The organism is Pseudomonas chlororaphis, from assembly GCA_001023535.1.
GTDB classification, from domain to species: Bacteria; Pseudomonadota; Gammaproteobacteria; order Pseudomonadales; family Pseudomonadaceae; genus Aquipseudomonas; species Aquipseudomonas chlororaphis_E.
Map to the genome: position 1 here is coordinate 1023614 of CP011020.1, position 16805 is coordinate 1040418.

General features: G+C 63.6%; 18 protein-coding genes. 8 read left to right on the plus strand and 10 right to left on the minus strand.

The features are described 5' to 3' along the window. Nucleotides 1–4: 4 nt before the first annotated feature. Together VM99_04395 and VM99_04400 are read right to left on the minus strand one after the other, a co-directional pair. The gene (locus VM99_04395) at nt 5–478 is read right to left on the minus strand and encodes a cupin (protein ID AKJ97328.1); all 474 of its coding nucleotides are present in this window, start codon (nt 476–478) and stop codon (nt 5–7) included. Between the two features lie 3 nt (nt 479–481). After that, nucleotides 482–1039, minus strand: a complete 558-nt coding sequence (locus tag VM99_04400; protein ID AKJ97329.1) for a hypoxanthine-guanine phosphoribosyltransferase — start codon at nt 1037–1039, stop codon at nt 482–484. A gap of 174 nt (nt 1040–1213) precedes the next feature. Between VM99_04400 and upp the strand changes: the two genes are divergently transcribed. Both upp and VM99_04410 read left to right on the plus strand, forming a co-directional pair. Next, complete coding sequence (gene upp / locus VM99_04405) at nt 1214–1852, plus strand: uracil phosphoribosyltransferase (GenBank protein AKJ97330.1); 639 nt, start codon at nt 1214–1216, stop codon at nt 1850–1852. 2 nt (nt 1853–1854) lie between these two features. Continuing rightward, complete coding sequence (locus tag VM99_04410; GenBank protein ID AKJ97331.1) at nt 1855–3129, plus strand: uracil transporter; 1275 nt, start codon at nt 1855–1857, stop codon at nt 3127–3129. 132 nt (nt 3130–3261) lie between these two features. Here the strand turns inward: VM99_04410 and VM99_04415 are convergent, their stop codons facing one another. Together VM99_04415 and VM99_04420 are read right to left on the minus strand one after the other, a co-directional pair. Further along, the gene (locus VM99_04415; protein ID AKJ97332.1) at nt 3262–4287 is read right to left on the minus strand and encodes a ferrochelatase; all 1026 of its coding nucleotides are present in this window, start codon (nt 4285–4287) and stop codon (nt 3262–3264) included. 13 nt (nt 4288–4300) lie between these two features. Continuing rightward, nucleotides 4301–5200, minus strand: coding sequence for an NAD-dependent dehydratase (locus tag VM99_04420; GenBank protein AKJ97333.1), 900 nt, complete (start codon nt 5198–5200; stop codon nt 4301–4303). Between the two features lie 197 nt (nt 5201–5397). On the opposite strand from VM99_04420, the gene VM99_04425 reads away from it, so the two are divergent. From VM99_04425 to VM99_04450, 6 genes are all read left to right on the plus strand, one after another. Then, the gene (locus VM99_04425; GenBank protein AKJ97334.1) at nt 5398–6384 is read left to right on the plus strand and encodes an FAD-dependent oxidoreductase; all 987 of its coding nucleotides are present in this window, start codon (nt 5398–5400) and stop codon (nt 6382–6384) included. 273 nt (nt 6385–6657) lie between these two features. Further along, nucleotides 6658–7620 carry a membrane protein gene (locus VM99_04430; protein ID AKK01694.1) on the plus strand — a complete coding sequence of 321 codons (963 nt, stop codon included), beginning with the start codon at nt 6658–6660 and terminating at the stop codon, nt 7618–7620. Then, complete coding sequence (locus VM99_04435) at nt 7620–8558, plus strand: MerR family transcriptional regulator (protein ID AKJ97335.1); 939 nt, start codon at nt 7620–7622, stop codon at nt 8556–8558. The genes VM99_04430 and VM99_04435 overlap by 1 nt, the downstream gene beginning before the upstream one ends. A gap of 12 nt (nt 8559–8570) precedes the next feature. Then, nucleotides 8571–10013 carry a deoxyribodipyrimidine photolyase gene (locus VM99_04440; GenBank protein AKK01695.1) on the plus strand — a complete coding sequence of 481 codons (1443 nt, stop codon included), beginning with the start codon at nt 8571–8573 and terminating at the stop codon, nt 10011–10013. A gap of 142 nt (nt 10014–10155) precedes the next feature. Next, nucleotides 10156–10926, plus strand: coding sequence for a short-chain dehydrogenase (locus VM99_04445; GenBank protein AKJ97336.1), 771 nt, complete (start codon nt 10156–10158; stop codon nt 10924–10926). A 27-nt stretch (nt 10927–10953) separates the two neighbouring features. Continuing rightward, on the plus strand, nt 10954–11259 hold the full coding sequence (locus VM99_04450) for a Fe-S-oxidoreductase (protein ID AKJ97337.1): 306 nt from the start codon (nt 10954–10956) through the stop codon (nt 11257–11259). Nucleotides 11260–11393: 134 nt separating this feature from the next. Here the strand turns inward: VM99_04450 and VM99_04455 are convergent, their stop codons facing one another. From VM99_04455 to VM99_04480, 6 genes are all read right to left on the minus strand, one after another. Then, nucleotides 11394–11912 (minus strand): lipid A 3-O-deacylase, encoded by a 519-nt coding sequence (locus tag VM99_04455; protein ID AKJ97338.1) that lies wholly within the window; start codon nt 11910–11912, stop codon nt 11394–11396. A 118-nt stretch (nt 11913–12030) separates the two neighbouring features. Further along, nucleotides 12031–12822 (minus strand): glutamate racemase, encoded by a 792-nt coding sequence (locus VM99_04460; GenBank protein ID AKJ97339.1) that lies wholly within the window; start codon nt 12820–12822, stop codon nt 12031–12033. Beyond that, nucleotides 12815–13570 carry a molybdopterin-synthase adenylyltransferase gene (locus VM99_04465; protein AKK01696.1) on the minus strand — a complete coding sequence of 252 codons (756 nt, stop codon included), beginning with the start codon at nt 13568–13570 and terminating at the stop codon, nt 12815–12817. Before VM99_04465 ends, VM99_04460 begins: the two co-directional genes overlap by 8 nt. Beyond that, nucleotides 13564–14394 carry an SAM-dependent methyltransferase gene (locus VM99_04470; protein ID AKJ97340.1) on the minus strand — a complete coding sequence of 277 codons (831 nt, stop codon included), beginning with the start codon at nt 14392–14394 and terminating at the stop codon, nt 13564–13566. Before VM99_04470 ends, VM99_04465 begins: the two co-directional genes overlap by 7 nt. 14 nt (nt 14395–14408) lie before the next feature. Next, nucleotides 14409–15491: a peptide chain release factor 1 gene (prfA, locus tag VM99_04475; protein AKJ97341.1), complete on the minus strand. Its 1083-nt coding sequence runs from the start codon at nt 15489–15491 to the stop codon at nt 14409–14411. Then, the gene (locus VM99_04480) at nt 15488–16777 is read right to left on the minus strand and encodes a glutamyl-tRNA reductase (GenBank protein AKJ97342.1); all 1290 of its coding nucleotides are present in this window, start codon (nt 16775–16777) and stop codon (nt 15488–15490) included. Before VM99_04480 ends, prfA begins: the two co-directional genes overlap by 4 nt. Between the last annotated feature and the right edge of the window lie 28 nt (nt 16778–16805).

A 16805-nucleotide genomic window follows, 5' to 3' on the forward strand; every position in this document is an offset into this window, starting at 1 on the left:
GTGCTCAGTCGAACTGCGCCCGCATCCATGCCTGGTACTCAGCCACGCCCGGCTCGCCCTCGCGGGGTGCCCAGTGGGCCAGTTCGCCGTCGCCCACCGGGCGGTAGGGACCGGCCTTGCATTCGAACATCAGGCTGTCGGCTTCCAGCACCACCAGGCCGTGATACACGCCAACCGGCAGGTCGACGCCCAGGCAATCGCCGCCGGCCTGCAGGATGCGCTTGTCCACCACCGCACCGTCTTCATCGAAGATCAACACCCCCAGCCGCCCTTTAAGCACCAGCAGGGTTTCCGCCTTGTCGGCACTCAGGTGGCGGTGCGGAGGGATGTACGTCGAAGGCTGCAAGCCTACCGCCATGCGATGGCAAGGTTCGTCCATCTGATGAAAGTTGTGGTGCTGCCGCCCACGCGCGCTGGCGGCGGCTTTCCCGGCCACTTCATCAAACAACGCTTGATCCAGGAAGCTCGGCCGGGTCATCGATTACATCCCCTTGACCGCAAAAATACCGTTCGCGTTGCGCCAGTAGCCTTTGTAGTCCATGCCGTAACCGAAGATGTAGCGGTCGATGCACGGCAGGCCGACGAAATCGGCCTTCAGGTCCGGACGGGCCTTGCGGTCGTGGTCCTTGTCGATCAGCACAGCGGTGTGCACCGCACGGGCGCCGGCATGCTTGCAGAAGTCGATGATGGCGCCGAGGGTGTGACCTTCGTCGAGAATGTCGTCGATGATCAGCACGTCGCGGTCGATGAACGAGACTTCCGGCTTGGCCTTCCAGAACAGGTCGCCGCCGCTGGTCTCGTTGCGATAACGGGTGGCGTGCAGGTAGGACGCCTCCAGCGGGAAGTTCAGGTAGGTCAGCAGCTTGCCGGAGAAAATCAGCCCGCCGTTCATGACGCAGAACACCACCGGGTTGGACTCGGCCAGTTGCTGGTTGATCTGCGCGCCGACACGGGCGATCGCCGCTTCGACTTCGGCTTCGGTGTACAGGCAGTCAGCCTCTCGCATGATTTGACGGATATGCTCGAGATCAGCGGACATGGCGCTCTCCAAGGGGGTTGAGGGGGCGGGAGGTTCAGAAAAGCGGGCAAAGGTACGCATCCCGTCCGGCCAGATCAAGCGTTTGTGGACTAACGTTCTGTATTGTCTATAGGACAACACCCTCGGATAGATTAATCTAGGCCGGTTTTTTTGCCCGCCGCCGGAGCCTTCCCCATGCCCATCCTCGAGATCCGCCATCCGCTGATCAGACACAAACTCGGCCTGATGCGCCGCGCCGACATTAGCACGAAGAACTTCCGGGAGCTTGCCCAGGAAGTCGGTGCCCTGCTCACCTACGAAGCCACCAAGGACCTGCCCCTGGAGTCCTATGAAATCGACGGTTGGGCCGGCAAGGTCCAGGTCGAGAAAATCGCCGGCAAGAAAATCACCGTGGTGCCGATCCTGCGCGCCGGTATCGGCATGCTCGAGGGCGTGCTGAGCCTGATCCCGGGCGCCAAGGTCAGCGCCGTGGGCGTGGCGCGCAATGAAGAAACGTTGCAGGCCCACACCTACCTGGAAAAACTGGTACCGGAAATCGACGAACGCCTGGCCATGATCATCGACCCGATGCTCGCCACCGGCAGTTCCATGGTCGCCACCATCGACCTGCTGAAAAAAGCCGGTTGCCGGGACATTCGCGCGATGGTGCTGGTGGCCGCGCCCGAAGGCATCCAGGCCGTGCAGGATGCGCACCCCGACGTGACCATCTACACCGCGTCCATCGACCACAAGCTCAATGAACATGGCTACATCATCCCGGGCCTGGGCGATGCCGGCGACAAGATCTTCGGCACCAAGCAGAAGGACGCCTGAGCATGCAGGATGAGTTCAACGATCCGCTCTGGCGCCAGGTACTGTCCGGCGCGCAGATGCTGTTCGTCGCCTTCGGCGCGCTGGTGCTGATGCCATTGATCACCGGGCTGGATCCGAACGTGGCGCTGTTCACCGCGGGCCTGGGCACGATCCTGTTCCAGGTCGTCACCGGGCGCCAGGTGCCGGTGTTCCTGGCGTCGAGCTTTGCCTTCATCACCCCGATCATCCTTGCCAAGGGCCAGTTCGGCCTGGCGGCGACCATGGGCGGTGTGATGGCGGCCGGCTTCGTCTACACCTTCCTGGGCCTGGCGGTGAAGATCAAGGGCACCGGCTTCATCGACCGCCTGCTACCGCCGGTGGTCATCGGTCCGGTGATCATTTCCATTGGCCTGGCGATGGCGCCGATTGCCGCGAACATGGCGATGGGCAAGGCCGGCGACGGCACCGAACTGATCCACTACCAGACGGCGATGATGATTTCGATGCCCGCCCTGCTCACCACCCTGGTCGTCGCGGTGTTCGGCAAAGGCATCTTCCGCCTGGTGCCGATCATTTCCGGCGTGCTGGTGGGCTTTGCCATGGCCTTTTTCTTTGGTGTCGTGGACACCGCGAAAATCGCCGCCGCGCCTTGGTTCGCCCTGCCGAACTTCACCGCGCCGGCGTTCAACTGGCAGGCGATCCTGTTCATCGTCCCGGTGGCCCTGGCGCCGGCCATCGAGCACATCGGCGGCGTGATCGCCGTGGGCAGCGTGACCGGTCGCGACTACCTGAAAAAGCCAGGCCTGCATCGCACCCTGTTCGGTGACGGCATCGCCACCACCGCAGCCGGCCTCTTCGGCGGCCCGCCCAACACCACCTACGCCGAAGTCACCGGCGCGGTGATGCTGACCAAGAACTACAACCCGAAGATCATGACCTGGGCGGCCATCTTCGCCATCAGCCTGGCGTTCATCGGCAAGTTCGGCGCACTGCTGCAAAGCATCCCGGTGCCGGTGATGGGCGGGATCCTCTGCCTGTTGTTCGGTTCGATTGCGGCGGTGGGCATGAACACGCTGATCCGCCACAAGATCGACCTGGGCGAAGCGCGTAACCTGGTGATCGTGTCGGTGACCCTGGTATTCGGCATCGGCGGCGTGCTGGTGGGCACCGGCACCGGCCCGGACGACTTCGGCCTCAAAGGCATCGCGCTGTGCGCGGTGGTGGCGATTGCGCTGAACCTGCTGCTGCCGGGCAATGACGGCTGGAAGCACAAGAAACCGGATGAGCCGCTGATCTGATAGATGTGCTGTCGGGTCGGGCCTCTTCGCGAGCAAGCCCGCTCCCACAGTGGACCTCGGGTGTACACACATTCTGTGACCATCCAACATCCACTGTGGAAGCGGGCTTGCTCGCGAAAGCGCCCTTGAATTTTATAGCGCCATCGGCGCCCGCTCACACAGAGTGCTCAATGCCTTCGCCCACTGCGGATCGTCATTGAGGCAGGGCACCAGCACCAACTCCTCCCCACCCGCCTCGCGGAATTGCTCGCGCCCACGATCACCGATCTCTTCCAAAGTCTCGATGCAATCGGCCACGAACGCCGGGCACATCACCAGCACTTTCTTCACGCCACTTTTGGCCAGTTCTTCCAGGCGCGCTTCGGTGTAGGGTTCGATCCACTTGGCGCGGCCAAGGCGGGACTGGAACGACACGGACCACCGCCCTTGCTTGAGCCCCATCTGCTGGGCAAACAGCTCGGCAGTGCGGATGCACTGGGCGCGGTAGCAGGTCGCAATGACCTCCGGTGGAGCGTTCTTGCAGCAGTCGGCGTCCTTGAAGCAATGAAACCCCGTCGGGTCGAGCTTGGTCAGGTGCCGCTCCGGCAAGCCGTGGAAACTCAACAGCAGATGATCGTGATCCTGCATCAGGTAAGGCTTGGCGCTGGCGACCAGGGCGTCGAGGTATTCCGGCTGGTCGTAGAACGGCTGCAAGACCGAGAACTGCACGTTGAGCTTGTTTTCCCGCACCACTCGCCTGGCTTCCTCGACCACCGTGGTGACAGTGCTGTCGGCGAACTGCGGATACAACGGCGCCAACGTGATCTTCTGGTGCCCCTGGCTCGCCAGGCGCACCAGCGTCGACTCGATGGACGGCTCGCCGTACCGCATCGCCAGTTCCACCGGGCCTTGGGTCCACTGGGCGGTCATGGCTCGTTGCAGGCGGCGGCTGAGCACCACCAGCGGCGAGCCCTCGTCCCACCAGATCGATGCGTAGGCGTGCGCCGACTGCTCGGGGCGCTTGACCAGGATCAGCGACACCAGCAAGCGGCGCACCGGCCACGGCAGGTCGATGACATATGGGTCCATCAGGAATTGATTGAGGTAACGGCGCACATCGGCCACCGAGGTGGAAGCAGGCGAACCCAGATTAACCAGCAGCAACGCGTGATCGGTCATGCAACGTCCTATTTCAAAGGCGGCTGGACAAGTCATCCAGGGCCGCGGGTAAATCGGTGAAGCGGAATGTGAAACCTGCCGCCTGCAATCGGGCCGGCGTGGCGCGCTGCCCGCCCAGCAACAGCAATGACAACTCCCCCAGCATGACTTTCAACGCAAGCTCCGGCATCGGCACCACGGCTGGCCGGTGCAACGCGCGACCCAGGGCCTTGGCGAAATCGCGATTGCGCACCGGGTTCGGCGCGCAGGCATTATAAGGACCGCTGGCGTCGTCCTGGTGCAGAAGAAAATCAATCAGGGCGATTTGATCGTCGATATGAATCCATGGCATCCACTGCCTACCATTGCCGATTCGCCCGCCCAGCGCCAGTTTGAACGGCAGCGACAGCCGCGACAAAAGGCCGCCCTCGGCGGACAGCACCAGGCCGGTCCGCACCAGCACCACGCGCAGGCCCAGGGCCTCGGCACGTTGCGCGGTTTCTTCCCAGGCGATGCACAACTGGCTGGCGAAATCCTCGCTCACCGGCCCGCAAGCCTCGGTCAACTCGCGTTCGCCACCATCGCCATACCAGCCCACGGCGGAACCGGACACCAGCACCCGCGGTTTCTGCTCGCAACGTTCCAGCCACGCCAGCAATACTTCGGTCAGGGTGATGCGACTGCTCCACAGCAACATCTTGCGCTTGTGGGTCCAGGGACGGTCGCCAATCGGCGCACCGGCCAGGTTCACCACGGCGTCCACGGGCTCGACGATGTCATCGAGCCGGGCGATGCCCTTGACCTGCGCCCCGCAGATTTTCGCCACCTCTTCGGGGCGACGACTCCAGACCGTCAAGCGATGCCCCTGTCCCAACCACAGGCGGCAGAGCTGACGCCCGATCAAACCAGTACCGCCGGTCAGCAATATGTGCATGAGATGTTCCTCGCATCGCGTTTTACCCAGCCCACTAGTCTATTTTTATAAGCAGGGATTTTTCGTATCGGACAGGGTCTGTGTTTAACAATAGGACAACCTATCCGAACGCGAACGGTAAAACTTATACCAAAAACCCGAATTGTACAGGTTTAAACGACGGCGTAGTCTGTACAGAAAAGGTAAACGAGGCCCTCATGACTGTACCTATCGCAATCATCGGCACCGGCATCGCCGGACTCTCAGCCGCCCAGGCCCTGACGGAGGCCGGGCACATCGTTCAACTCTTCGATAAAAGCCATGGCAGCGGCGGACGCATGTCCAGCAAGCGCAGCGACGCCGGCGCGCTGGACATGGGCGCCCAGTACTTCACCGCCCGCGACCGGCGCTTCGTCACGGAAGTGCAGCGCTGGCAAGCCAACGGCTGGGCCGCGGAATGGAACCCGCAACTCTACAATTTCCAAGGCGGGCAACTGAGCCCCTCGCCGGACGAGCAGACCCGCTGGGTCGGCACGCCCCGTATGAGCGCCATTACCCGGGCCCTGCTCGGCACGCTGCAAGTGCAGTTTTCCTGCCGGATCACCGAGGTGTATCGCGGCCAGGAACATTGGCATCTGCAGGACGCCGAAGGCTTCACCCACGGCCCCTTCGGCCAGGTGGTGATCGCCACCCCGGCGCCCCAGGCCACCGCACTGCTAGCGGCCGTACCGAAGCTGGCCGGCGTGGCGGCCGGCGTGAAAATGGACCCGACCTGGGCGGTGGCCCTGGCCTTCGAAACGCCGCTGGACACCCCCATGGAAGGCTGCTTCGTACAAGACAGCCCCCTCGACTGGCTGGCCCGCAACCGCAGTAAACCGGGGCGCGACAGCACGCTCGACACCTGGGTGCTGCACGCCACCAGCGACTGGAGTCGGCAACACATCGACCTGTCCAAGGAAGCCGTGATCGAGCACCTGCACGGCGCCTTCGCCGAACTGTTGCACAGCGCCATGCCCGCCCCGCACTTCAGCGTGGCCCACCGCTGGCTCTACGCCCGCCCCGCCGGCAGCCATGAATGGGGCGCCCTGGCCGATGCCGACCTGGGCCTGTACGTGTGCGGCGACTGGTGCCTGTCCGGCCGGGTCGAAGGGGCCTGGCTCAGCGGCCAGGAAGCCGCCCGTCGCTTGCACGCCAGCCTGCAGTAAACCGCCTCACCCGCCCTGCTCGCTGCTGTCGAAACGGACAGCAGCTCCTCTTTGAAAAAACATCGCCCATGCCCGCCTGCTCGCGAAAGCGGTTCTCAAGCCGATAATGCTGTTGGCAGGTCCACGCTATCGCGAGCTCGCTCGCACACGTACGAAGACGCCTGGCTGCCCTCAGGTCGGCAAAACCGTTTGACTTGTACAACTTCACCTCTATGATGAAACATATTGTACAAATTTCATTACCTGTACAAGATTATGTCATCCGAGGTGCCCATGCCCAACGAAGCCGTCGCCAAACCAAAAATCGCCATCAGTGCCTGCCTCATGGGCGCCGAAGTGCGCTACAACGGCGGGCACAAGCAATCGTCGTTGTGCAGTCGCACCCTGGTCGATTACTTCGATTTCGTGCCGGTGTGCCCCGAAGTCGCCATCGGCCTGGGCATCCCCCGTGAGCCTATCCGCCTGGTAGGCAACCCCACAGCGCCAAATGCGGTGGGCACGGTCAATCGCGAGCTCGACGTCACGCAACCGCTGGCCGATTACGGGCGGCAGATGGCCGGGGAGCTGGATGACATCTGCGGCTACATCTTCATGCAGAAATCCCCATCCTGCGGCTTGGAACGGGTCAAGGTCTACGCCCCCAACGGGGCGCCTCAGGACGGTGGCGGGCGCGGTGTCTACGCCCAGGCCTTCTGCGAACGCCATCCCGACTTGCCGGTGGAAGAAGACGGTCGCCTCAACGACCCCGTGCTGCGGGAGAACTTCCTCACACGGGTGTTCGCCTATGCCGCCTGGCAGCCCTTGCGTCGCCGGGGCCTGACCCGCCGCGACCTGATCGACTTCCATTCGCGCCACAAATACCTGCTGATGGCCCACAACCCGGCGCAATACAAAGCCCTGGGCAATTGGCTGGGCAACATGGGCAAGGAAGACCCCGATGAACTGGGCCGACGTTACTTCAGCGCGCTGATGAGCGCCCTGAAAAAATGCGCCACCCGCCGCACCCACACCAACGTGCTGCAACACCTGAGCGGTTACCTCAAGCGGGCCATCGGCACGGAGGACAAACAGGAGGTGCAGCACCTCATCGGGCAGTATCGCCTCGGCATCGTGCCCCTGGTGGTGCCGCTGACCCTGCTCAAGCATCACTTGCGCCTGCATCCCGACCCGTACCTGGCGCAGCAGGTCTACCTGCAACCGCACCCGGAAAACCTCAGCCTGCGAAACGCCATCTGATGAAGCGCCCAACCGATTCCAGTGCCAGCGAAGACCTCGGGACGGATTTCGCCGAAGCCTTGGCGCAAGGCTGGCTGCCGATCCGTGAAGTCGCCCGGCAAACCGGCGTCAACGCCGTCACGTTGCGTGCCTGGGAGCGTCGCTACGGCTTGATCGTGCCGCACCGCACACCCAAGGGCCACCGACTGTTCAACGCCGAGCATGTCCAGCAGATCCAGAGCATCCTCACCTGGATCAACCGCGGCGTGGCCGTCAGCAAGATCAAGCCCTTGCTCGACACCCCGCAGCCGGCCGTCGAACCGTTGGAAAACGACTGGCAACGCCAGCGTCACGCCCTGGTGCAGGCGGTGACGCAACTGGCCGAGCGGCAGATCGACGACCTGGTCAACCAGGCCATGGCCCTCTACCCGCCCCGGACCGTGTGCGAGCAATTGCTGTTGCCGTTATTGGCCGACCTGCAGTTGCGCTGGCAGGGCCAGTTCGGGGCGCAGTTGGAACGGGTCTTCCTGCACTCGTGGCTGCGCAGCAAATTCGGCAGCCGCATCTACCACAACAACCGCCAGTTGCGCGGCGCGCCGTTGCTGTTGGTCAACCATTCGGACCAGGTCCTGGAGCCGCACCTGTGGCTCACCGCCTGGCTTGTCAGCAGCGCCGATTGCCCGGTGGAAGTGTTCGACGGTCCGATCCCGCCAGGCGAACTGGCCCTGGCGGTCGAGCGCCTCGGGGCTCGCGGCGTGCTGCTGTACGCCAGCAACGCCATCAACCTGTCGCAACTGCCCCGGCTGCTGGTCGGTGTCGCCTGCCCGATCATCATTGCCGGCCCGGCCGCTTCGATTCACCACGCGCGGTTATCCACCGGTGTGTCGGCGATCGACGTGGCCTGGGCCGAAGACCCGCTATCGGCCTACCACGAACTGAGCCGCCGAGAACTTCTTTGAATGGAAAACAACATGCAATTGATCTGGCTACGCAGTGACCTGCGTCTGCGCGACAACACCGCCCTGGCGGCCGCCGCAGCCAAGGGCCCCGTTGTAGCGGTGTACCTGCTGAGCCCAGAGCAATGGCGCGCCCATGACGATGCCCCGTGCAAGATCGATTTCTGGCTGCGCAACCTCGCGTCGCTGAGCGCAAGCCTGGACAACCTGAACATTCCCTTGCTGATCCGCACCGCTGCGCACTGGGACCAGGCGCCGCAGGTGCTGCTCACGCTGTGCCGGGAATTGAAGATCAGCGCCGTTCACGTCAACGAGGAATACGGCCTGAACGAAACCCGGCGCGACGCCGAGGTCGCCCAGGCCCTGGCCGGGGAAGGCATCGACTTCCACAGCCACCTCGACCAGGTGCTGTTCAAGCCCGGCAGCGTACTGACCAAGACCGGCAATTACTTTCAGGTGTTCAGCCAGTTCCGCAAGGTGTGCTACAGCCGTCTGCACTTTTCGCTGCCGGGCCTGGTGCCTGCACCGGTCCGCCAGGCCCCCACCGGCATTGCCAGTGACCCGGTGCCGACGCACGTCGAAGGCTTCGAGCGTCCCGGCCAGGCGCTGAGGGCACTCTGGCCCGCCGGTGAGCAGGAAGCCCGGCGGCGCCTCGATACGTTCGTCGACCAGCAGATCGACTATTACCAAAGCGAGCGGGACTTTCCCGCCAAATCCGGCACCAGCCAACTGTCGGCCTACCTGGTGGCCGGCGTGGTTTCGCCGCGCCAGTGCCTGCACGCTGCGTTGCAAGCCAACCGGGGCGAGTTCGAGAGCGGCAGCGCCGGCGCGGTCACCTGGATCAATGAACTGCTCTGGCGCGAGTTCTATAAACATATCCTGGTGGGCTACCCACGCGTCTCCCGCCATCGCGCGTTTCGTCTGGAAACCGAAGCCTTGGCCTGGCGCGACGCCCCGCAGGAACTGGCCGCCTGGAAGCAGGCCCGCACCGGCCTGCCGATCATTGACGCGGCCATGCGCCAATTGCTGGAAACCGGCTGGATGCACAACCGCTTGCGCATGGTCGTCGCCATGTTCCTGACCAAGAACCTGCTGATCGACTGGCGTGAAGGCGAGCGCTTCTTCATGCAGCACCTGATCGACGGCGACTTGGCGGCCAACAACGGCGGCTGGCAGTGGAGCGCGTCCACCGGCACGGATGCGTCCCCCTGGTTCCGCATCTTCAACCCGTTGAGCCAGTCGGAGAAGTTCGACTCTGAAGGGCGGTTCATCAAGCACTGGCTGCCGCAACTGAACGATCTGGACAACCAGCAGGTCCATAACCCAAACCGCCGGAACGGGGGCGATCTGTTCAGCGCGGTGGACTATCCCGCGCCAATCGTCGATCTTGGCCAGTCCCGCGCGCGGGCCCTGGCAGCGTTCAAGAACCTGCCGAAAAGGCAGGACACTGCCGTTTAGCCGCTGTGCGATTAGCGAACATAAATAATTGGCGTAAACAGTGTTTATTTAGGGCCCAGGCTTATAGTCTTACTAATCACATGGACTTCACGCGAGACCCCCTATCAACCAGCACGCGGCCTTTCGAAAAAAGGAGTATGGAATGGATCGAAGTTCGCTCCCTCGGTATTGGTTGACCGGTGCCGGCAACGGCATTGGCGCTGCATTGGCCGAAGCGATACTCGAAACCGGCGCCCGCGTGGCAGTCAGTGCCTGCTCGGCACAAGCGTGCGAAGCCCTTTCGGCCCGTTATCCAGGACAAGTCCTCGCCGTGCCCGGCAACCTCAGTGACAGCCAGACCGTACGCGAGATCGGCGAGACAATCGCCCGGCAATGGGGCGCCCTGGACCGGGTGATCCTAAACGCCGGGACCGCCGAATACGTCCACGGGCAGCCCTTGGAACAGACGATGATCGAGCACATCGTGCGCAGCAACCTGCTGGCCGCCAGCTTCTGCATCGAGACGGCCCGGCCATTGCTGGGCGCTGGCAGCGATCCGCATCTGGTGGGCCTTACCAGCCCCGTGACCTACCTGACGTCCTTGCAAGCCGCCGGTGGCAGTTCGTTGCGCGAACTGTTCGAGACGGCTCGCCAGACATTGGTCGCCGAGGGGACCGACGTGACGCTGGTCACTCCAGGGGTCGACAGTGCGTCACTGAGCGTCGACGACTGTTTCCCCAAGCCGGCCCATTGGTCGGCAGGCGATGCCGCGACCTACCTGCTCGGTCAATTGGCAGAACGCCCGGCCGAAGTGACACTCTCGGTCTCGTCCGTGTCGTCACTCTGGCCGCTATCGACTGCCGCCAACGACCGTCAGGCCCAGGCCGCCCCCGGGGACTCGACGAACCGGTCGCCGATCAAGGGTCAACCCTGAGCACCCCGGTTGCCTTACACTGCGCGCATGAAAACCATCCCCCTCCATGACATCGCCACACCCGCCGTCACGTGTTCGACGTGTGCGGCATGCTGCTGCCAGTTGGAAGTGATGCTGATCACTGACACCGGGGTGCCGGAGCGTTTCATCGACACCGATGATTGGGGCGGGGAAGTTATGCGGCGGCTCGACGACGGCTGGTGCGCAGCCTTGGACCGCGACAGCATGATGTGCACGATCTACGAGAAACGCCCACTGATCTGCCGCGAGTTCGAGATGGGCGCACCGGAGTGCATTGAAGAGCGCAAGGCAATTGCGACGGCGTATCGCTAGGACAGACTTATCTGCAATAAACCTGTGGCAGCGGGCCTGCCCGCGAAGAGGATTCGCCAGGCACCCTGACGGTGCCTGATTCAACCTCTTCGCGAGCAAGCTCGCGTCCACAGTGAGGGTCTTGCGGTATGACGTTACAGCGGCATTGTGTAGTGAAGCGCGAAGCTTTCCACACCGTCGTTGGTCGACTTGATGCCAGCGTTGGAGTAATGCGTGGCGCGAATGCCCACTTCATGCCCGCCATTGAAGCGCAGGCCGAGGCCGATACGGTCTTCAAACTGGAATGCCGTGCCGAGCTTGTTGCTCTCCACTTCAGTGTTGGCAAACAACGCAACGCCGACACCTGCCTCGATGTAAGGCTTCACATTTTCACCGGCGAATTCATAAACGAATACCGGCGAGAACGACAGGCTGTGGTTGCTGGAAGTCTCGTCACCTTCCCAATAGGTGTAGGCACCGCTCCAGTAGCCGGTCAGACGGCCGACATCGCTCTGCAACCAGCTTTTATCCCAATCGAATTGCATCCCCAAACGATACGTCATGGTCGAATCGCTGGTCTGGCCAATGCCAAACTCCACGCCAGCCGCCTGTGCGGTGTAGGTGTGCCCCAGTAGTGCAGCCGCAAGCGCGGCAAAGCAGAATAAGCGCTTCATTAGAAACATCCTTTTCCGAACAGACTTAGTAGTTAGTTTTTTGTTACAAACAGACAAAGCTATAGAAATCCGCGCTGAAGCAGAAGTTCAGCACTTTTTACAGAATTTTCACATTTTCTTACAGGCCGAAGCTTCGCACAACGCCAGACGATTGCCATAGCATTGGTAGGATTTTTCCTAAATGTGTCGGGTCTGCGCTACTCCAGAATTGAGTTTCGCTGGGCGGCCCTTCGGCCAGCAGCGCCCGATCCGCCAGCAGGCGCTGGAGCTGACGGGCCACGGCGGCACCGGTGTCGATCAGGCTGATGTGCGGCGCAATCATTTCCTGGAGCAGCGGCTTGAGGAATGGATAGTGGGTGCAGCCCAGGATCAATGTGTCGCATCCGGCGGCGAGCAACGGCTCGACGTAGTGTTGCAACAGTTGACGCAGGGCCGGGCTGTGCAAGTCCCCCGCCTCGATCATTTCCACCAGCCCCGGGCACGGCTGGGTGATGACCCGCACATCGGCGGCAAAGCGGTCGAGCAGCGCCGCGAACTTGGCGCTCTGCAAGGTGCCCGTGGTGGCCAGCACACCGACGATGCCGCTGCGGGTGGCGGCCGCCGCCGGCTTGACCGCCGGCTCCATGCCAACGATGGGCCACTGCGGGAAGTCGCGACGCAGGTCGGCCACCGCCGCCACCGTTGCAGTGTTGCAGGCCACCACCAGTGCCTTCGCGCCTTGGCCCAGGAGAAAGTCCGCAATGACCGCGCAGCGCTGGCGAATGTATTCCGGGCTCTTCTCGCCGTAGGGAATATGCCCACAGTCGCCAACGTAGAGCAGGGATTCATTGGGCAACAGCCGCCGGATCTCCCCCAGCACCGAGAGCCCGCCAACACCGGAGTCCATCACGCCGACCGGCGCTTCACTCATGACGGCCACCGCAGACGCTGCAACCGGGATCGCGCTTGACCCGCAGTTCGCGAAACCGCGAGCCCAGGGCATCGATCAGCAGCAAGCGACCCACCAGCGGCTCGCCAAAGCCCACCAGCAGCTTCAAGGCTTCAAGGGCCTGCAGGCTGCCGACCAGCCCGACCAGGGGCCCCAGCACCCCGGCTTCGCTGCACGTCAGCTCGGCCTCGCTGCCGTGGCCGTAGAGGCAGTGGTAGCAAGGGCTTTCGGCGCGCCGTGGGTCGAAGACCGACAACTGCCCTTCCAGGCGAATCGCCGCGCCGCTCACCAGGGGCTTGCCTGCCGCGACACAGGCGGCGTTCACCGCTTCGCGGGTGGAAAAATTGTCGGAGCAGTCGAGCACCAGATCCACGGTCGCGACCGCGGCGGCCAGGCTGTCGGCATCCATCGCTGCCCGGTGCGGCACCAATCGAACCTCGGGATTGATCGCCGCCAGGCGCCGCATCGCCGAGTCGACCTTGCCCAGACCGACGCTGTCGGTGTCGTGGATGACCTGGCGTTGCAGGTTGGTCAGGTCAACCGTGTCGAAATCCGCCAAGTGCAGTTCGCCAACGCCGGCGGCCGCCAGGTACAGCGCCACCGGTGCGCCGAGACCGCCAAGGCCGACGATCAATACACGGCTCTGCTTGAGGCGCAACTGACCGTCGATGTCGACGTGTTGCAGCAGGATCTGCCGGCTGTAGCGCAATAATTCCTGATCGTTCAGCACGGCAGGCACCCCAGGCTGATGCGTTCATGGCCGCCCAGGTCCTTGCGGCTGTGGACCTCGCGCAAGCCTTGGGCCTGCAACAGGTCTCGCACCGCCGCGGCCTGGTCGTACCCATGCTCGAGCATCAGCCAGCCGCCGGGTTCGAGATGGGCCGGTGCCTGGGCAATGATGTCGCGCAGGTCATCCAGCCCGTCCTGGCCGGCCACCAGCGCACTGGCCGGCTCGAAACGCACGTCGCCTTCGGCCAGGTGCGGATCGGTGGCGGCAATGTAGGGGGGGTTGCTGATGATCAGCCCGAACCGCTCGCCTTCCAGCGCACTGAACCAGTGGCTGCTCAGCACCGTGACGTTGCGCAGGTCCAGGCGCTGGCGATTGCGCTCGGCCAGGGCCACGGCCTCCAGCACCCGGTCTACCGCCGTCACCTGCCAGGCCGGGCGCTCGCTGGCCAATGCCAGGGCGATGGCGCCGCTGCCGGTGCCGAGGTCGAGGACCCGCGCCGGTGCGGCCGGCAACAAGGCCAGCGCGGTTTCCACCAGCAGTTCGGTGTCGGGACGCGGGATCAATGTATGGGGGGCGACTTCCAGGTCGAGCTTCCAGAAGCCCTGTTGCCCAAGGATGTAGGCCACCGGCTCGCCGGAACGGCGGCGGCGCAGGTATTCGGAGAACAGCAGCGCGGCTTCGCTCGGCACGATCCGCTCGGGCCAGGTGTGCAGGAAGCTGCGGGACTTGCCCAGCGCAGCCGCCAGCAACAACTCGGTATCCAGGCGCGGCGTGGGTGAATCCGGCAACTCGGCGGCGCGTAACAAACTGGCGATGATGGTCATGTGTTCACCTGTGCTTAATCGCCAATCGCCGCCAACTGGTCGGCCTGGTACTCGGCCAGCAACGGCTCGATGACCGCATCGACCCCGCCGGCAAGAATGTCGTCGAGGGAATACAGGGTCAGGTTGACGCGATGGTCGGTGACCCGGCCCTGGGCGAAGTTGTAGGTGCGGATCCGCTCGGAACGATCCCCGGAGCCCACCAGCAATTTTCGCTCGCTGGCGATGGCGTTGGCGGCGGCGCTGGTCTGCTGGTCATTGAGCTTGGCCGACAACCAGGCCATGGCCCGCGCCCGGTTCTTGTGCTGGGAGCGCTCTTCCTGGCACTCGACCACGATGCCCGAGGGCAAGTGCGTGATGCGGATCGCCGAGTCGGTCTTGTTGACGTGCTGGCCGCCCGCCCCGGAAGAACGGTAGGTGTCGATCCGCAGGTCCGCCGGGTTGATCTCGATGGCTTCCTGCTCGTCCGGCTCGGGCAACACCGCCACGGTACAGGCCGAGGTGTGGATGCGGCCCTGGGATTCGGTGGCCGGCACGCGTTGCACGCGGTGGGCGCCGGATTCGAACTTGAGCTTGCCGTAGACGTTGTCGCCCTCGACCCTGGCGATGACTTCCTTATAGCCGCCGTGTTCGCCTTCGTTTTCCGAGAGGATCTCCACGCGCCAGCCGCGCCGTTCGGCGTAACGCGAATACATGCGGAACAGGTCGCCGGAAAAGATCGCCGCTTCGTCACCACCGGTGCCGGCGCGAATCTCCAGGAACACGTTGCGCCCGTCGTTCGGGTCCTTGGGCAACAGCATGCGTTGCAGGCGGCTTTCCAGCTCGACCAACTGTTCCTTGGCCTCGCGGACTTCCTCCACCGCCATTTCCCGCAGGTCCGGGTCGCTGTCCTTGAGCAGCGCCTGGGCGCTTTCAAGGTCGCCCTGCACCTTGAGCAACTGCTTATAAGCCACGACAATCGGCTCGACCTCCGCGTACTCCTTGGAATAGGCGCGGAATTTGTTCTGGTCGGAAATGACTTCGCCGTCGCCCAACAAGGCGGTCAGTTCTTCGAAGCGGTCCTGGAGAATGTCCAGCTTGTTGAGCAGTGACGCTTTCATTGCGTTTTTTTATCCGAAAAGCTATCCGGTGAACCCTCACCGAGGGCAAACAGTTCCTGGGCCATGGCCAGCGCATCGAGACGGCCCTCGGCGGTCAGCTTCTTGAGCTGGACACTGGGGGCGTGGAGCAGTTTGTTGGTCAGGCCGCGCGCCAGTTGCACCAACACCTCTTCGGCACTGCCGCCGTTGGCCAGCAGGCGCTGGGCCTTTTGCAGTTCTTCGTCGCGCAGGCGTTCGCTCTGCTGACGGTACGCCTTGAGCACATCCACCGCCGCCAGCTCGCGCAGGCGCACCATGAAGTCCTCGGCGCCGACGGTGATCATCTCTTCCGCCGCCTGGGCCGCGCCCTGCCGACTCTTGAGGTTCTCGGCCACCACCTCGTGCAGGTCGTCGACGCTGTAGAGGTAAACGTCGTCCAGCTCGCCGACTTCCGGTTCGATGTCCCGTGGAACGGCGATGTCGACCATGAAGATCGGTTTGTGCTTGCGCAGCTTCAGGGCGCTTTCCACCGCGCCCTTGCCCAGGATCGGCAATTGGCTGGCGGTGGAGCTGATGACAATGTCGCTGTGCACAAGCTCGGCGGGAATGTCCGACAGCAGCACCGCGTGGGCGCCGAACTGTTCGGCCAGGATACTGGCGCGCTCCAGGGTCCGGTTGGCGACGACGATGCGCTTGACCCCCAGGTCGTGAAGATGGCGGGCGACCAGGGTGATGGTCTCGCCGGCGCCGATCAGCAGCGCCTGGCTGCGTTGCAGGTCGCTGAAAATCTGTTTCGCCAGGCTGACGGCGGCAAACGCCACGGACACCGGGTTCTCGCCGATGGCGGTGTCGGTGCGCACCTGCTTGGCGGCGTTGAACGTGGCCTGGAACAGCCGCCCCAGCAGCGGGCCAACGGTTCCGGCCTCGCGGGCCACGGCGTAGGCCGACTTCATCTGGCCGAGGATCTGCGGCTCGCCCAGTACCAGCGAATCGAGGCCCGAGGCCACGCGCATCATGTGACGAACGGCCGCATCGTCTTCGTGCACATAGGCACTGGCACGCAGCTCTTCGAGGCTCAGGTCGTGAAAACCGGCCAGCCAGCGCAGTACCGAATCGGCCGAAACGTGATCCTGTTCTATATAAAGCTCGCTGCGGTTGCAGGTGGAGAGGATCGCGGCTTCGCGGCTGTCGGTCAGTCGGCAGAGCTGCTGCAGGGCCTCAACCAGCTGCTCAGGCGTAAAGGCCACGCGCTCGCGGACGTCTACTGAAGCAGTCTTGTGGTTAATACCAAGTGCAAGGAAGGCCATTCAAGGTCGCTGATGGTGACGTGAAGCC

Coding starts and splice junctions, on each gene's coding strand:
- VM99_04480 (AKJ97342.1), bottom strand. CDS start 16,777: ATGGCCTTCCTTGCACTTGGTATTAACCACAAGACTGCTTCAGTAGAC.
- VM99_04420 (AKJ97333.1), bottom strand. CDS start 5,200: ATGCACATATTGCTGACCGGCGGTACTGGTTTGATCGGGCGTCAGCTC.
- VM99_04440 (AKK01695.1), top strand. CDS start 8,571: ATGCAATTGATCTGGCTACGCAGTGACCTGCGTCTGCGCGACAACACC.
- VM99_04430 (AKK01694.1), top strand. CDS start 6,658: ATGCCCAACGAAGCCGTCGCCAAACCAAAAATCGCCATCAGTGCCTGC.
- VM99_04395 (AKJ97328.1), bottom strand. CDS start 478: ATGACCCGGCCGAGCTTCCTGGATCAAGCGTTGTTTGATGAAGTGGCC.
- VM99_04435 (AKJ97335.1), top strand. CDS start 7,620: ATGAAGCGCCCAACCGATTCCAGTGCCAGCGAAGACCTCGGGACGGAT.
- VM99_04455 (AKJ97338.1), bottom strand. CDS start 11,912: ATGAAGCGCTTATTCTGCTTTGCCGCGCTTGCGGCTGCACTACTGGGG.
- VM99_04425 (AKJ97334.1), top strand. CDS start 5,398: ATGACTGTACCTATCGCAATCATCGGCACCGGCATCGCCGGACTCTCA.
- upp (AKJ97330.1), top strand. CDS start 1,214: ATGCCCATCCTCGAGATCCGCCATCCGCTGATCAGACACAAACTCGGC.
- VM99_04450 (AKJ97337.1), top strand. CDS start 10,954: ATGAAAACCATCCCCCTCCATGACATCGCCACACCCGCCGTCACGTGT.
- VM99_04415 (AKJ97332.1), bottom strand. CDS start 4,287: ATGACCGATCACGCGTTGCTGCTGGTTAATCTGGGTTCGCCTGCTTCC.
- VM99_04400 (AKJ97329.1), bottom strand. CDS start 1,039: ATGTCCGCTGATCTCGAGCATATCCGTCAAATCATGCGAGAGGCTGAC.
- VM99_04410 (AKJ97331.1), top strand. CDS start 1,855: ATGCAGGATGAGTTCAACGATCCGCTCTGGCGCCAGGTACTGTCCGGC.
- VM99_04460 (AKJ97339.1), bottom strand. CDS start 12,822: ATGAGTGAAGCGCCGGTCGGCGTGATGGACTCCGGTGTTGGCGGGCTC.
- VM99_04470 (AKJ97340.1), bottom strand. CDS start 14,394: ATGACCATCATCGCCAGTTTGTTACGCGCCGCCGAGTTGCCGGATTCA.
- VM99_04445 (AKJ97336.1), top strand. CDS start 10,156: ATGGATCGAAGTTCGCTCCCTCGGTATTGGTTGACCGGTGCCGGCAAC.
- prfA (AKJ97341.1), bottom strand. CDS start 15,491: ATGAAAGCGTCACTGCTCAACAAGCTGGACATTCTCCAGGACCGCTTC.